At 38.1% G+C, this 17,106-nt stretch carries 10 protein-coding genes and 1 pseudogene; 2 read left to right on the top strand and 9 right to left on the bottom strand.

The window, feature by feature from the left end; translation table 11 throughout:
* Positions 1–165: 165 nt before the first annotated feature.
* From B1728_RS03220 to B1728_RS03190, 6 genes and pseudogenes are all read right to left on the bottom strand, one after another.
* Positions 166–1,167 carry an NAD(P)-dependent alcohol dehydrogenase gene (locus B1728_RS03220; protein WP_256865205.1) on the bottom strand — a complete coding sequence of 334 codons (1,002 nt, stop codon included), beginning with the start codon at positions 1,165–1,167 and terminating at the stop codon, positions 166–168.
* 122 nt (positions 1,168–1,289) lie between these two features.
* Positions 1,290–1,835 (bottom strand): annotated as a pseudogene (locus tag B1728_RS36645) (transposase); the annotation flags it as partial.
* 317 nt (positions 1,836–2,152) lie between these two features.
* Positions 2,153–4,174, bottom strand: a complete 2,022-nt coding sequence (locus B1728_RS03210) for a hypothetical protein (protein WP_079908711.1) — start codon at positions 4,172–4,174, stop codon at positions 2,153–2,155.
* Positions 4,175–4,333: 159 nt separating this feature from the next.
* Complete coding sequence (locus tag B1728_RS03205) at positions 4,334–5,725, bottom strand: UvrD-helicase domain-containing protein (protein WP_079908710.1); 1,392 nt, start codon at positions 5,723–5,725, stop codon at positions 4,334–4,336.
* Positions 5,718–7,400 (bottom strand): ATP-dependent nuclease, encoded by a 1,683-nt coding sequence (locus B1728_RS03200; RefSeq protein ID WP_079908709.1) that lies wholly within the window; start codon positions 7,398–7,400, stop codon positions 5,718–5,720. The genes B1728_RS03205 and B1728_RS03200 overlap by 8 nt, the downstream gene beginning before the upstream one ends.
* 914 nt (positions 7,401–8,314) lie before the next feature.
* Positions 8,315–8,812, bottom strand: a complete 498-nt coding sequence (locus B1728_RS03190; RefSeq protein WP_079908707.1) for a TetR/AcrR family transcriptional regulator — start codon at positions 8,810–8,812, stop codon at positions 8,315–8,317.
* 132 nt (positions 8,813–8,944) lie between these two features.
* On the opposite strand from B1728_RS03190, the gene B1728_RS03185 reads away from it, so the two are divergent.
* Positions 8,945–9,880, top strand: coding sequence for a poly(ethylene terephthalate) hydrolase family protein (locus tag B1728_RS03185; protein WP_079908706.1), 936 nt, complete (start codon positions 8,945–8,947; stop codon positions 9,878–9,880).
* A gap of 365 nt (positions 9,881–10,245) precedes the next feature.
* Here B1728_RS03185 and B1728_RS03180 read toward each other — a convergent pair whose 3' ends face one another.
* Positions 10,246–11,961 (bottom strand): TniQ family protein, encoded by a 1,716-nt coding sequence (locus B1728_RS03180; protein WP_079908705.1) that lies wholly within the window; start codon positions 11,959–11,961, stop codon positions 10,246–10,248.
* 21 nt (positions 11,962–11,982) lie between these two features.
* Positions 11,983–12,357, bottom strand: coding sequence for a hypothetical protein (locus B1728_RS03175; RefSeq protein WP_079908704.1), 375 nt, complete (start codon positions 12,355–12,357; stop codon positions 11,983–11,985).
* 163 nt (positions 12,358–12,520) lie between these two features.
* Here B1728_RS03175 and B1728_RS03170 point away from each other — a divergent pair, with 163 nt between their 5' ends.
* Positions 12,521–12,859, top strand: coding sequence for a helix-turn-helix domain-containing protein (locus B1728_RS03170; protein ID WP_079908703.1), 339 nt, complete (start codon positions 12,521–12,523; stop codon positions 12,857–12,859).
* A gap of 39 nt (positions 12,860–12,898) precedes the next feature.
* On the opposite strand, the gene B1728_RS03165 is transcribed toward B1728_RS03170, so the two are convergent.
* Positions 12,899–17,038 (bottom strand): AAA domain-containing protein, encoded by a 4,140-nt coding sequence (locus B1728_RS03165; RefSeq protein WP_179135859.1) that lies wholly within the window; start codon positions 17,036–17,038, stop codon positions 12,899–12,901.
* Between the last annotated feature and the right edge of the window lie 68 nt (positions 17,039–17,106).

The raw sequence follows: 17,106 nt of genomic DNA, 5'->3' as shown, positions 1-17,106 counted from the left end.
GAGCCGACTACGGCTCCCAGGGCTCCACCTCCGGCAGTACCTACGGAGCTTTTCCTGCCAAAGCGTTTCGAGCTTTTTCTTGGCGTATCACCTTGAACGAGTTTTGAAAGATGCCCGCCATTGTACGGCGGGTTTTTCAGCTAAAGAGTTCTCCGTAACTGACTCTCAATGAACCTGTGTTTCCAAATTAATGACTACCTTGCCTACCACGCGACCTTCTCCAAAATACTCAAGTGCTTTTGCTGTGTCCTTTAAAGAAAACCGCCGATCTATAACTGGCGTGACCTGACCTGTTTCAATAAAGGATTTCCAAACCAACTGATCGTTATGGTTCGGTTTATGAACTAGTACCTTCACTTTCTTCTTTTCAACCCAAGCGATCAACGGTGACACCAGCAGAGCCTGAAGGATCCGAGGCAGAGAACCGCCAACCATGACATACGTGCCTCCTGATTTGAGTGCTTTCTTGATCTCGAAAATCGAACGATTCCCGACAACATCAAGGATCACGTCGTAACGCCGACCGCTGTTGGTGAAATCTTCTTTCGTATAATCCAGCACGTGATCTGCTCCGATTGAACGCAGCATTTCCAGCTTCTCAGCTCTATCCACACCAGTCACATCAACCTCAAGCAATTTGGCATATTGAATTCCAAATGTACCTACACCGCCGCCCGCCCCATTAATCAAAACCTGATAACCTTTTGAAAGCTTTCCTTTATCACGTAATCCTTGTAAGGCTAGAACAGCCGCTTGTGGAATGGCGGCTGCCTGTTCAAAACTCAAACCTTCAGGTTTTTGCGTCAATGCTTCTTCGTTAGCGCATACATATTCAGCAAACCCGCCCCAACCGCAACCAGAAATGTCTCCAAAAACTTCGTCCCCCTGCCTAAACTTATTGACAGCAGCGCCCACAGAGACTACCCGCCCCGCTATGTCAGCGCCTAGGGTGCGGTAACGGGGCTTGCGAAGTCCGCCAAGTCGGGTCACAAACGGTTTTCCACGTAGGAGATCCCAATCCCAGGAATTCACCGACGCAGCGTGCACTCTGATCAGCACTTCATGATCCAAAGGTTGGGGGATTTCCACTTCTTCCATTCGTAGGACATCGGGTGTTCCGTAGGTATCATACACCAGTGCCCTCATTTTACCTACCCCTTGTTTCACTTGACGACCTCCTTCCAATCCTAAACTAATGTTCATTGCATAGGTCTTTTCTAACATGGTTGAGTCCGACCATTCGCAAAGCACACATTTCTGGTTTCAGCCTAAACTATACTCGCGATCACTCAACAGTATGCCATCCGTCGAAGCCTAGCGTTCATATTCTTCACAGAAAACAGGCATGAGGACACCCACATGTTTTTCTTATTCGACGTTGTGTTCTCATATTCCTTGCTGTCAAGATAGCGGAACCACGCCAGGTAATGCTCCAAATATTTAGTTGCCACACCGTTGGAACGGTCCATCCACTTCTTCAGACGCTATGGTAGCTGTTGACGTTCTGGATATGGTAAACGCCTTTGACGCGCTGTTTCCCATCGGACTTGAAACGGTAATGTGCTTAAGCGCAGCGAGAATTTTATGGCGCCAGTAAAAGAGGGTCACGAATAAACCTCTTCATACATCAGTTCGGCGCATTTTCGCAGCGAAAATCCTTCAATCATCAGTTCGATAAAGCGAACCCACAGATGAGGTCGCCGCGTCCGCTGGAGAGGCGTATTCGTCAGGTCATTGAACGTCTGAAGGCAAGACTTGCAGCGATAACGTTGGCGTTTGACCGCTCCCGCTCGTGTTGTAATTGTGTACTTTCCGAAACGAACAACGCTATGGCTATATGATTACCCTTGCTATAGAACGAATGTTCGTAAACATCAAATATCAACAATAAGGTTTAACATAGCCTAAATAAAAAAAAGAGAGGGATGTGATATTCCAAAATTAATTAGAAAACGGAGCCCGCAAACCCGCGTGGCTCCGTTATTTTTGTTTCAGAAATAATTAGAACTCGATGTGAACCGCGGCGAAATTGGCGATTTGTTGCAGAATACGTTAGAATAAATTCTCACACCTAAAATCAATGTTTGTATAAATATACACCTCTTTGTACAACATACCAAATTGAAGTGCGACTCCAACCAGCATTCAGAGATCAACGTTTTCTTTTTCGCTTTTTCTTAAAGACAGTCTTTCCAACTTTTAATAGATATTTTTTTACGCTCTCATCTTCTTGAGAAATTTTATCATCAAATCTTGTTTCATAATCGAAGATCTTTACACCGAACTCACCATATGTAATCCCCTTAATGCACTGTCTTCTTCTGTCCTTTTCAAACATTACTTGTCTTGGCTTTTTCAAAAACTTTAAAAGTTTTTCAGTAGTAATTTCCCCATTTAATTCTGGATAGATATTAAACTCGAGCTGCTTTCGTGCTGATAATGCAGTGATACCTGGCTTTTTTCTTTCGAAGAAGGTAGATAACGCTGAATAGTCTATCACAAATGTATTATTAATATTTTCGCACATACCGACAGGAGGGGTCACTATCAACAATTTATAAATTTTTGTTGGAGACCACATTTCTGGAAGGCCTAGCTGAGACCTTACTATATGTATGTTATTGCTATAAAATTCTGAAATAGATTCAAGTTGAACCGTAGCTTCTTCCTTCTTTTTCAAGAGTTCATAAAATCCTCTATGTGTTGTCGGTTGTGAAAAAGCCTTTATTTCGCATAAAAACAGATCATTACCTAATATAAAAGCTAGATCACATTGAAAAGTTCTTTCCGTACCATTGACCAAAAGGCCTTTTGTATTCAAACCACCAGCAACTATATTCTGCTTTAACAAATCAGCTATGATAACTTTTTCAAATCCATACCCTTTAAAATCCATATTGGATTCTTTCTTTAAGAAGTTGCACATTAATACTCGAGTTATATCCATGGAAGCAACTATGGATGGGACTATGACGAATTGGCTTTCATTAACTCTTAGTAGCGGTGTATCAAACAAATCAGTGTCTTTTGTGGAAAATGTGAGCTGGTCTATAATTTTTATTACATTATCTTTGGCAATTCCATGGTTAGTAAAATGATTCTCTATTTCTTTCTTATCAACAACCAAACATAAACTCAGTAATGTAATTGGGTCGTCAACTTTTCTATTACCCTTATGCTTCTTGCACATTATCTTCAGTATAGTAAGTGCTCTAATCCATTCCATAAGCGATACATCTGATATCATCTGATCAAAAGTATCCAAATAAAAATATTCCATACACGAGTAGAATGTCATCACCTCATCAGTATCAATAAATTGAGTTGGAGCAAGTTCGCTGGCCTCACTATTTATTGGATGCACTGCGTATTCTTTATGATGATGTCCTATTTCAATGTTTATTTTTTCTCTTCTGGTTTCGAATCTGGAAAGTGATATTTCGTTTGCTAGATAATTTGTTTTGTTTTTAGCTTCAAAATAAATAGTCTTTCCAGTAAGTTTCATCTTATATTGATTATATTTCCAATAATCAACAATATCTTTCAGGATGTAGATTTTATCATATGAGGTAATATGATTCATTGAGTTAATAATTGTGCCTTCAATTAACCTCAAATCTGGTTGTATTGTTACCTTCGGCTTTTTGTGGAATATTAAATAATTAAGGATAGCACCCGAAATATTCGAAAAATGATCGAAAAGTTTGGCCTTAGCCAATGAAATTGAATCGTGTTTCGAAAAAGCATGGCCAAAATTAAATTTATTAGTGAGAGGAAGAGGTTCATTTAATAAAGACGATAACGATATTTCCAATGCGGCAATAAAAGCTTCGACTTCTATCTCTCTTGGTATATTTTCTGCCTCAAGATATTCATCGCTCTGATAACTTATCTGAAATAAGGTATTAATTACCTCAGCTTGTCCTTTAATTTCGTTCCACAATATTATCGCCTTTGAATCTTGCCAGGACTCAATTAATTTTTCAACGTCGTCTATTAATTTTTGATATTTATGACGCCCGGGATATTGATTAATTAACAAACCAGTACTTTTAATAATTTGAATTGTATCGGTAACTCCTCTTTCAATTGTTAATTTTTTAATCATTTCGAGAAATTCGATACTGTTATTTAGCTTTGCCTCAATGTTCCGAAATTCTAAATATTTTAGCATGGTTCTCCCTCTAGTATGATACTCTACTTTTTCGTTGTCATTCTAATCATTCCTATTAAATATAATGCATCGTTTATTTTGATAATTTGTCGGTATGTATAGTGAACGAAATCTACTATTAAAAATATATTAATTTTTAGTTCAATACTATTACCCTGTTCATTTATTAAGATTAATATTAGAACTTTCCGAATGAATTATCATTGAACTCTTAGCGCGAGTCAATGCTACATACAATTCTTTTGTTGTCAATTTATCCGCATCTAGAATTATTGAATTATCATACTCAAGTCCTTTTATTAAAAGCACTCGAGTCGAAACTTTAGACCAAAGCTTTTTCTTTGAGAATCGTTGGTGCTGCCTATACCTTTTAGCTACTTCCATAAGACTCTCGGTTCCATTAAAAATTCTAAAAACATTTTTCATATCGCTCCATAGTTCTGGTCTAAAAATCCTAGCTCCAGGAACCTGCTCAAGGATAGTCATTACTGCATAAAATCCTTGATACCCTCCTTGCTCATTTAATCCAAACAGGGCACTTGCAATCTCTCTGTTTTTTGATATCCTCCCTATACTCAAGTCGTTCTTTTTAAGTTTGCCTTTAATTGTAGAAAGTTCTGTTGAAATTTTCGTTAAACATTTCTCAGTAAAATCAAGAAATTTCAAAACTCTTTCCACTCCAATAGATTTTTCAAGTAAAGAACATGTCTGAATTAGGTCGTTTGCTTCGACCTCTTCCATCGATATATAGGAGCCGCCAAGTCCTCTTGCAAGTTGATGTGCTTGATGTTTCCATTTATTTATTGCTACAACCGATCCTTGCTCTCTTAAAAAAGCATAACAGCTCATTCTCTGATTATCTGGTGTTGAGTTAAATCTTTTTACTCCTTTTGGTAATGAATTTAACTGTAGCTTTTGATCCGTTTCTAGAATCTTTCTTATATCAAGCAGCCAGTATCCCAATTGAGGATTTGTTTTGATCCATCTCCATGGCGAAGTTAAATTGGGAAGCGACTCAAAAAAAGAAAAAACCGATTTTCCCCAATCAACAAGCGGTTCGAATTCAAATATTCCTTGTAGAGGGTCCCCTAGCACTCGACAGGGTAAATTGTTAGCCAAATTTTGAACTAGCAAATGCTGAATTTCAGTACAGTCCTGATATTCATCAACAAACACCCCTTTGTATGATGCCGAAATAATTTTCTTCCCGAAATTACTTTTTAAAACTTCAATCGCACCTATATAAATTTCATTCCAGATTAAACTTTCATCTCTTAATACAAAAGATGATGTTTTGGGGAATGCTGCTGAGTATTCCAAGGCAAAACTAGCAATTGTCTGCACTTTATATTTTGAAGAAGAGACCCCAATACGTTTAAATCGCTGATTAAGAGAATCTACCCCTGCATTTGTATGAGTAAGTACTAGTTGCTTACCTGAGCTCCCCAAACTTACTGCATTAACAATGAGTTCTGTTTTTCCACAACCAGCAGGAGCTACTACAACAGCTCTTTTGGAATTTATCAATTGTTCTGGTGTTGTTTCATTCATAGATCCATCCCTCAACTTTCCCTAGAGTAATACTTAGATCTTTGTCTGAAATCGATACTAAAGCTTCTGAAATAACACCCCCTAACATTTCACCATAATCAATTCTTTTGTACCATGCATTTTGCTTTGACACTTTACCTAAAATTATCCTGTAATCTTGCTCGTCCACCCTCAAGTTTGACGAATCATACAATTCCTCAAATTCTTTTATTTTACTGCCAAGTTTTGATGAAATTGCACTCTTTACGCTTTCTTCGCTTTTATTATCCTTTGCTATATCTAGAAGAGACTTAAAAGATGAATTTGGCACATCCAAAAAAATTCTTTCTTCAGTAGAAACAGAATCTCCCCAATGAATTACTTTAACCCCTTCTCTTTGTAATTGTTCTACTGGGGGGGACAGTTCATCGATCTTGTCTGAATCCATAAATAAACAAACATCATATCCTAGTTTTGAAAGTTGCAAGGCTCTGTTTGGTGCAGAATCACCGCCGCCTTCAATAAGAATAACACCAAGGTATGCCAAGTATTCCTTCCCCTGCGTAGCCCAATGATTCTCAAGTGAACGAAAAATTCCATACTCGGTCTTCCCCTCACATACAAGTACTTTATTGGCTAGCAATGCTTCAGGTGCTGATCTTATTGTACCTTGCATCTCGCTCGATATGTATTTACAAGTCGTAATCCCCTCATGAGATCTAACAACACACAAGTGTTCCACTCCTAGCTCCTGAAGTGTTGTTGAAGAATGGCTTGTGATAATTACTTGCCTGGTTCCAGCTCCGTGCTTCAGTTGCCTTAGTAAATGCCTTAGTCTATACGGCTCGAGACCATTCTCTACCTCATCGATTAGAATAATTCCACCTTCTGATGAATTTTCATATTGAAGCCCTAATGTAAGCAGTCTACGAGTTCCTAATCCCTGTGCCCTCAGTGGTATTTTCCCATCATGTAATAATACTGCCGACAAACCTGCCGAAAAAGACTTTGTGTCAAAACTTGGTTCATAATGTGATTTCGGTTTTACACCAAACCGTTTACCTGCAACAACTGCTTTTGCGGCAACATTGATGAGTGCTTCTACATTATTAAAATCAGTTGAATCTTTTACTTTTCGGTTTGCGGATTTTACAATTTGAGTTGCTGCTTCATAATGTTCAGTCAACTTCATTAATGGAGAACCTTTGCTCCAAGACAAATGTCTATCTACATAATTTCCAAGTCTGTTTACGTTCAATCGCTCTCTATCACGGTTTGATATTGGTTTACCGTCTGTCCTATCATTTATTACCATCCAAGATGGTTCCAAAGAATCATCTATTTTCAAACTAATCGTTAATACTAGCTCATCAAGCTCACCTGGTTCATCAATAATACCATTCGACTGGTTCCAGCCACGCACAAATAATCCAAACTTGTCATCACTCAATAATGAAGTAGGTATGTCTCCTACTGTAATTGCAATTTCAATTGGGTTACTGATATCAGTATTAAAAAAATCGCTATCATCCACATTAAAGTACCAACTTGGTAAGAGGGCTAACTCAATCGCATCCAAAATTGTTGTCTTTGTCGAATCACCAGGCCCAATAAGACAATTAACTGATTGTGTTATATGCCATTCTAAAGATCGAATGCCTCTAAAATTAGTTATTTTTAAGTTGCGAATTTTCATTTTCCATCCCCTCTTTTTCCAATGTTTAACACTTAAAATTCGACAACTTATAGGTAATTCCTCCCAACTCACCTGAAGCAAAAAATAAACAAGAAACCAAGTTGACGTGTCACCTGTTTCTTGTTTATTTTTTGTTTTCAGGATTATTATTGGGGAAATAAAATATATATCGTTAAATGAGATCAAACACCATTTCACAAAACAGCAAGGAAAGCTTTTATGAGTTAATGGAAAAGAAATGCAAAACGATAATAGAAAAAGTATAATCTCAAATCGCAGCTGAACAGTTGAATCGTTACACAATATCAAAAAAATATTTTACAAACTCTCAATTATTAGATCTTTTTACTTTTAGTAAGAGCCTAGGTCACACTCATGCAAGTCCGATTCCTAACGGAATGTATATATTAAGTCTGAACCATTTTTTTATAAACACAGAACTGTTTCTTCAAGCTTCATTTTTCCAACCTTAATAATTATTTTTCCTGCAACCTCCACTCAAGAATCTTCATGTACTCAATCATTTCTTTATGCAAATTAGGTAACAATTTGTACTCATATTGATTGATATTTATCAGCTTTTCAAAATGAACGCTCTTGTTTAAATCCTTTACACCTGATCGTATCACTGAATATTTTTTCATTAATTCGAGAGATCGGGTCCAAATATCTACTTCTCTGTAAAACAATAAGCTGATAATAATGTTCGCAGTTATCCGTGAATGGATAATCATAATATTTTTTTCTACCGTTGATATTCGATTTATAAGCATCAACAACTCTTTCAACTTCTTCAATCATCTCCTGCTGTTAAAAGAAAATAAACCATTAGACTGGGAAAATAAAGTATTAGACTGGCGTTAGCGTTAACGTGCAGTTTAACGTCAAATTCATAGGAAGCTGTGTACTGGACATTATCCAAAGATTTTAGTCTCCAACAATGCTTGCATTTCTTCTGGGGTTTCATGCATACCTCGGTGAATCCATTCCTCGATCCAGCCGAAAAGAGCTCCTGCAAACCACGCTTTCATATAAGCAGGAACATTCTGTGACTCGCTTTCCACACCAACCACTTCTTTGATAATTATTAGAATATAATGAGATAATCCACAGCGATAAAGCAGCAAATAGAAATTCTTGTGCTTGTAGTAATGCTTTAATAAACTTCCAGCCCAATCGGGATCTCCTGCAGCTTCAAATTCTTTTCCCCATGTTTTGATTAATAACATCATATAGTGTTGAATAACATCTTTCCGGCTATTATAGTTTCGGTAAAAAGATGCCCTACCAACACCGGCATTCTGCACAATCTGAGTGACTGTAATTTCTTCGAAAGGATAATGTTCCATCAGTCCTAGCAAAGAATTTGTAATTTGTTGCTGTACATAGGATAATTTTTCTTCATTTTTCATGATACAAATACCTCGTAATTGTCTCATTTTTACCAAACCTCTTGTAAAGCACTAGAGGTTTTGATAAACTCGTCTCACTCTTAATGATACAAATGTCTCACACAAAAAGTCAAAAGGGAAGAAGGATATGATATGAAAAAAGCTATCAAAATTGTGCTATTGACCGTTTTAGGAATCATTACTGCACTGATTCTTTTATTTATCTTTGTTTCCCGTCAGCCTGTCGTAAAGGATACCTTCTTTGAGAAAGTTGTGACGGATCGAGTACTGGAACAGAAGTATACGCTGAAGGGAAACTACGCGGTCTCTACATGGGAGCAGGATGCTGAAGATAAAAAAATTGGAAGGTACAAGGTATGGTATCCTACCACATTGGATAACGATGGCTATAAATATCCGCTGGTGGTAATGGCAAACGGTACTGGTGTGCCGGCATCTAAATATGCGGCTATTTTTGACCACTTGGCATCTTGGGGCTTCATTGTCATTGGTAACGAAGACGAAAGCTCATGGGATGGTTCATCCTCAGCAAAAAGTCTTGAACTTATTCTAAAACTAAACAATACTGACAGTAGCATCTTTTATAGAAAAGTAGACCTTGATAATATTGGTATTGCCGGACATTCTCAAGGTGGTGTAGGTGCAATTAATGCTGTATCCGCTCAAGGAAACGGAAATAGCTATAAAACGATTTACACTGCAAGCACAACGCATCATGCTCTTGCTGAAGGACTAAAGTGGCCGTATGACGTCAGCAAAATTAAAATTCCATACTTTATGACTGCTGGAACACTGAAAATGGATGCTGGTGATGGTAAAAATCCTGGTATTGCGCCACTTTTCTCTCTTCAAGAAAACTATCAGGTTATTTCTAAAGATGTAACAAAAATCTACGCAAGACGCGTCAAAACTGATCATGGTAATATGCTTCCTTTGGCAGACGGTTACATGACAGCATGGTTTAGGTATTATTTGCAGGGTGATAAAGAAGCTGGAAATGTGTTTTTCGGTGAGGATGCAGAGATTCTGACTAATTCCAACTGGCAGGATGTTGAAATCAATCGATAATAAGATTTTAAGCGCAACAACAAATAAGCAAATTCATATAATTGCTTCATTGTTTGTATACACAAAGTTGAATGATGCTAAAGCAACACTAACAAGTGGTCACTTTTTTTATTATTATCGGGTACGTTAGTTGAATGACAACAGCGGCAGTCTAAGACTTTATTTTTCAAGTCTTGGTCAGCCGCTGTTTCTTTTTAATGGATCAGTCTAAAACTTATATTTCAAAAGCTGAGATTTCTTCAATTCGAAAACCGCGTTAAATCAACGATTCCAGTCTAAGACTTTATTTTCAACGGACACCTGCATAAAAACACTCTCCTTTCGAAAAGGTTACTTTGATCAAAATTTTGCTCAATCACTTAAGATCATGCATTCTTCCTCATCATGGCTAACGCTAGAACTTCAGATTTATTATAGAAATAACGGTTCCGTCCATTTCGACTTCTGATAACTTTGACAGGCTCAAGAACTTTCTGTTCCGCCATATGTTTTAGCGTTTTCTCACCAACCCGTAGAATACGCATAACATCAGACATGAAATATCCCTGCTCATTGATTTTATTATTTTTAATGATCTGAAGACATTTTTCTATCTCGTGAATATTAAAGTAATTATCAGCTAGGCTTCCACAGGCATTAGCATTAATAGGCTTCAATTGCCCGTCCAAAGTAAACTGAATTAAATCAATGATCTTTAATCCATTCACGGAATACTTGATTAATGCTTCATGGAAGCTGATTCCGTTAATTTCTTTAACAAGCTCGCCGCGGCAGCGGATTACGAGATCTTGTAATTCCGCTAAATTCAATTTTTCTACACCTTTAGGGGTTAATTTATATTTCTTTAACAAACCTGCATTGATTAACTTGGGAACTGAGTCCCGCTGAATTCCCAAAACTAGAGCAGCTTCTTTCTTGGAAATGAACATATTCTTTTGGTCCAAAACAGAAGTCAACGAGTCTTTTTCAATCATATATCGACTGAGTTTGCCTTTCTGTGATGTTACCATCAATAATTTGCTGTTCTCACTCAACTGTTCGACCATTTCGTAACTCATACCTACGTCCGTCCTAATTTCATCTTTACTGATAAATTTTCTTTGTTCCAGGAGGGTAGGCGCTTTTTTGAATATGGAAAAATCTTTTCTGACAATGCCTTTGTCTAATTTGTCGAGCCAAAACTGTTCGTATGCCTCTTTGAGTGTTGGATGATTTATTAACCCAAAAATCCGCTCAAATTGTTCTTTTTTTCCATACAAGTTTTGTTTTTTTTTATATTTATGGCCATGAAAATCAGACAGCAATCTAAAAAAATGATTTGGGAAATCCTGAAGCATCCAATAAACGTTCCCCAAAGCTATCATCATGGCTGAACTATCCCGATAACCATTCGACTTATTATGAAATATTTTTACTTTTTCATTTTTATTAGCTATGTAGCTCCTCATTCCATCAAGTAAATGAAAAGTGTGAAAAGATAGTAGGAAAAAATCCTTTAAAGAAAGGCCCAATGGGAGGATGCTTTTATTGTTGTAATGAAACGCTTGGCTTAAGTCTAACTGAGAAACGAACAAATAATCACTGCGGTCAACTATTACTCCGTTCGTAGATGCGAATGAGAACCCGCACTGGGAGCAGAATCCATTCATGAATGAGTTTAAAGGTATTGTTTTCCCACAACATTGGCAGCAATCAACCAATTCTATATGATGGTCAAAACATATGTTAAGTGGAAGGAGTCCCCATGCATGATGATGATATAGTGCATCTTTAATACAGTGTGGGCAAAATTTAACTTTATTCTTTAGCAATATCTTACTAAGAAGCTTTGGACCCAGGTAATTGTCGAGCTCAGAATAGGTGGAATGAAAAAGGTCAGTCCTGCAAGTATCAGAGATATAACTAATCATACTTAACTGCTTTTCATTAAACGTATTATTATTCATTTTCGGAACAGTAGTACTAAGCATTGTTGCAAAATAGAAAACGGTAGAATAGTGATTAACTAATGCCAACCTATACAAATAGCTAGCCACGCTTTCCTTTGACCAAATGGATGGTCGCACACGTAACTTCTCCATATAATTCACCCTTTATTTCAATTACGATATGTCATTACCATAGACTTCAGCGAATATTTTTCGATATTTATTTCTTCGTTTATTACGCGCACGAATAACCTTCAAATAATTTATTTTATTGTGATACTGTTCTACATCTTCCGGAAGGACATTATCCAATTGAATTACAATTTGATTCGCAACAGCCACACGCCCATCTTCTAATAGTACCAATATGGAGTCTGAAACTTGAGGATCGAAATAAATGAATACTTCCCAATTACCTTCCTCTAAAGCTCTTTGAAACCATTTTTGTTTGATCGCAGCGTTACATGTGTAAATTTTCTCTCGAAAATAGACACCTTCACTTTTTACAATCGCTACATCAAGGGATAAATAAGAAGAAAGCATTTGCATTAAGAACACCTCACTATTAATCTATGATTTTTTATTAATCTATCATTATCATTTCCAATCCTTTAGATTTAATACATATAAATATCAATTTAAGTAATTGATAATAAACAACCTATGTTTGCTTAATTATGCATTGTCTACACTTCAGTTAAGAGGTGTGGATATGGCCGACCAAATACTTAAACTTATAGGAATTAGAATACGTGACCTGCGTAAAGAACGCGGATTATCACAAGAACAATTAGGGGAAAAGGCAGATTTTCACTTCTCTTATATTGGAGGTATTGAACGCGCCGAGAAAAATATCTCGATCCTGAACCTTGCTAAGATTGCCGCGGCATTAGAAGTGCATATTGGGGAGTTATTTGTATATATAAAATCACATCACAATGTGCACTCAGAGAAGGAAGCGGAGCTAGGAGAAATTTTACAAATACTTTTGGAACAGGATATTAAGGGACTTCGTAAGGCAAAGACAATCCTAAAGGAACTATATGAATGAGAAAAAGCAGAAGAGAGGGCTCCTTTTCTGCTTTTTTTGTTATCTAGATCGTACCGTATCCTTGCCTTTGCATGTCTTGCAGTTCCGTCCGTACAGGGTAGCTAAATTGGGGTCATAGAACTCGGATAAATCCTTCATCTGACCGCATTTTCCACACTTTTTGATTTGCTTGCTTTCGATTTTATCATAGGTTTCCGCAACTTCCTTGCGCAGATCGTCATCTTCTTCAGTTTCCGTTATTTTAAAGGTCCGAGCAAATTGTCGATCCATATACTGCAACGGGTTGTCACGAATAACGAACTTGTTGAGACGAATGAAGGGGTAACCGTAGGATTCAATCGTTTTCTGTCGCTCAACATCAGACTCTACATAGTAGCGAGTGTAGGTAAACTCATTTATGGAATCACTGGACTTAAAATGAAACTCAAAGCCGTCATATTCAATGATCGCAGAACGCGCCCGATCACCCGGCTTCCAGAAAATCAACAGGAAGTCAATACGGTAAGCCGGAATCTTAGCCATAGGATCTAATTGTTTGATATACCTGCCAATATCAAATTGTGGAATGATCTCGATGTGTTCCTTATTTTGTTTATAAAACTTTGTCTGTTGGATCCATTGCAGGACCATGGGCTCCATTTTGGATCTACCATCGGTTTGTTCCAACAATCTAGCCTCATCCGGACCTTGTAGCATATTCTTGAAATATTGAAGAACCCGGCCTGTCTCATGTTGGATTTCTTCCGGTTGTTTGCTCAGGATAAAGCGAATACTTTCCTTCGCACGACTAAAGCCAACATTTAGACGTTGCGCTTTGAGTGTTCCATTCTCCTCCTCTGCAGCCTTATCCAACTTAACAGGGAATATGTACTTCAGACTATCTTCACCCGGTTTCTCAACCATGGAGTAGTAGATAATATCCCTTTCCTCGCCCTGGCAGGAGTCAAATGTCATGATCTTTAGGTGAAACTTCTCCATGTAGTACTCCCAATCCTTAGAAGCCAGAATCCTGCTTGTCAGCAACTTCTGCTGATTGGTAAACGGTGTAATGATTCCAACTGTTCCTTGATAATTCATTTGCTTCAACCGATTAAGCTCATCAAGGATATAGTTAATCTCATCGGCATTCGTGTTTTTTAGCCTTTCTTTACGAGGATCCGCATGGATGACATGAAACTGCAGCACGTCGTTCAGACTAACACCACGTATCTTCATCACCTGGAGGGAATCCTGGTAAAAGTTTTTATTTGAATAACTTATGAGCTCAATATAACCCCTAAAGTGCTTCTTCAGGCTGCATTCGTAATTGGGTATATTTTTCATAAAATCGAGGATGGAGTTCTTGATATTGAAATTTTCGATCTTCATCTCTAGACTCTCACGCTCAGATTCAGGACGGTTAACAATATCCTTCTTGAAAGCATCCCGCACGCGATTGAATAAGACGTTGTTTACTCTGATGGAAGCGTTATGTGATTTCACATTCGCAAACTGCTTAGTATCCCCTAGGACGACCGTTTTCTTACCGCGTATGATGGCTGGAAAGGCTTGAGCAATGCTGACCTGAGAAGCTTCGTCAATGATCACAACATCAAACAGATTCGCTTCCAATGGTATGAATTCTCCTAGTTCTCGAATCCCAACAATGAGACAAGGAAAGGCTTGCACTAATGGCTCCAACAAATGTTTAGGGATTTTCTTCTTTGCCCGAAAAATTTTGTGCAGCTCCTCAGCATCATTCCTGTAATTCTCACGAAATTGGACGACACTGTCATCAAGGATATTGGTCATCTTCAAGATGAGTCTGTTCTCTAAAATTCCTCGCTGCTCTACATATAAATTAGCCGGTGACTCCTTACCTTCGTTAATAAAGTAGTGGGTTTGCAAGTATGAAACGACACTTAGTATTTCTTCTTCAGAAGTTTTCGCAAATGACCAGAGCAGCTCATTATCCAGCTGATCCGAATCCACCCCAAGAGCTAGAACCGTCTTAACAAGCTCCTTTTTTGTTTTCTCTACTTCACGGATCTGGCCTATAATTTTCTCTAACAACTCCATGAGATTCGAGAGTTTGTCTTCACGTATCGTCCTAAAGAGATCGAGGGATTCTTTTATCCACTTCTGTTCCAGCTTATACGATTGTTTATAATACTGGAGTTCATTTTGAAGTGTCATCCGTTCCACCTTTAATGAAAATTTCTCACTCCCGAAGAACTCTTCAGATAGACGTTGCTCCAGAGCCTTGATCTTTTTCCCGGCGAATAGAAACCCGAACAAAGGATTTCTTAGCTCATCGAGTTCCTTCATGCATTGATCAAGCACTTGAACTTTGGTGGCTTCAATAACACGAAGAAACTTGAAGGTTTTCTGTTCCTTATTCAAGCTTGAATGTATTGGCTGTAGCTCCTTCAAGAGTGCTTCGAGGCTAGACTTCCATTTGTCAAAAGTCATTCCATTAAAATGAAAGTTGATTTGGCTTATTTCCCTTAACTGATCCACAGCATGGAGAATTCCGGACAACGATCTCCACAGATCAAAAAGACACTCCGGTTTCTTACCATCTCCTAACTCAGCTAAATTCAACCGATTCTTCCATTCCTGTTCGAAAGTCGATTCATAAGCAACATACTTTTGAACCTGGTCTGAATGAAGGAAATATTGGGAGTCGATTTCACTCTCAATATCATACTTCATTTTGGAATGTGTACCCTTAATTTCGGATTCAACCTGTTCCTTATGTCTACGGTATGCCCCATGCCGGGTCTTGATCTTCTCGTAATTGACTGCTTTGAAAATACCGGCGAAATTTGAATCCTTCTTACCAAGGCGAAGAATTGGATTTTGCACGAAGTCTTCGAGTTTCATTTTATCCAAGACTGAGTTTATCTTATCTTCGACAACATCCAAAGCTTCCTTCTTGTCGCTAACCATCAGAACTGATTTACCGCCCATTAGAGCATTAAAAATGATGGCCGTGATCGTATGGCTCTTCCCGGTACCAGGAGGCCCCTCTATAATGATTCGGTCACAACCCTCAGTATCAATCGACTTAAGGACTTGGATTTGCTCTTTGTTTAGCGGAATAGGACTCGTATAGCCAAGTCTCTCACTACATGTCTTGTTCTCGTAATCCTCTTCAATGACCCTAGCAAAGGACTTCGGGTTGCGGACGAGAAAGTCTTCACTGAGCTTGTTAAATAGAGCCAAAGCCTCGGAATTCTCCCCGGACTGGAGCAGAGTTAGCAATTCCTCGTAATCATTAAGCAATGATTCGTCTGACTTGTCAGCGAGAACAAAATAACATTGATTCGTGATCTCATATTTACCGTTCTTAGTTTTCAATTCTGAATCTTGTGATCTCTTAAGATCGATTGTTCGCATCCCTAGGAAGTCAGTTAGTTCACTGATTATACTTTTAAGATAAGTAATGAACTCCGTTTCACTTTGAAAATTGGCCAAGTAAATATGCCGCGGCGGAAGCTCAACCTGCCAATCCTTTTTTTGTTCTTCCGCGTATAAACCCGTTACGTATTCGATGGCCTTCTTGTTTATGAGCAACACAGAATCAAACTCAACGGAGAAACTACCATGCTCATTTTGCTCGACTGAAAGTGGTATATAGAAGACGGGATATCGATGCTCCTCGTAACAGATATCAAAGAAATACAAATAAAACTCATGCTTATCTGTTAAAAGTTTATTTTTCCAAAGGTCATAAAGCTCATCATATAGACCGGCAAGGCGATATTCATTAAGATAATTTGTTACATCAGAAAGTGTCGGCTCCACAACTTCTTCAAGCAACTGTTCTATCTTGAATTTCCCCGGTAGCTTCCTCTTACGCAATTCACGATTAATGTAGGTTTCAATGGAGGCAAAATCTATATTTTCATCATCGATTTGATTCACTGCTTGTTTACAAATACTCTCTGGAATTCGAATTACTGCGGAGTCACGGTTTATCGCTCCGAAAGGATTAATGTTGAAATGAGACAATAAGGCTTTAAGTGCCATCTCATTGACACCTGGATAATCCGTCAAGTGAACTTCCGATTCAGGTTCCGCACCAATCTTGCGACTTGGGGCTGAGCGACCGGAAAAATCGGATTCCAAAAACGCCATATAATAACGGGCTAGTTCAGAAAGAAATTCCTTCGAATGCGTTATGCCATCAATCATGCTTTTCCACTCCATAGTCCTTGATAGGTCTTTCTTCACATTCCTATTTTACCATATGGTGGAGTATG

Origin of the sequence: Paenibacillus sp. 32352, assembly GCF_002042965.1 — a bacterium.
Lineage (GTDB): Bacteria > Bacillota > Bacilli > Paenibacillales > NBRC-103111 > Paenibacillus_S > Paenibacillus_S vulneris.
This window is presented reverse-complemented; position numbering and strand designations above follow the sequence as displayed.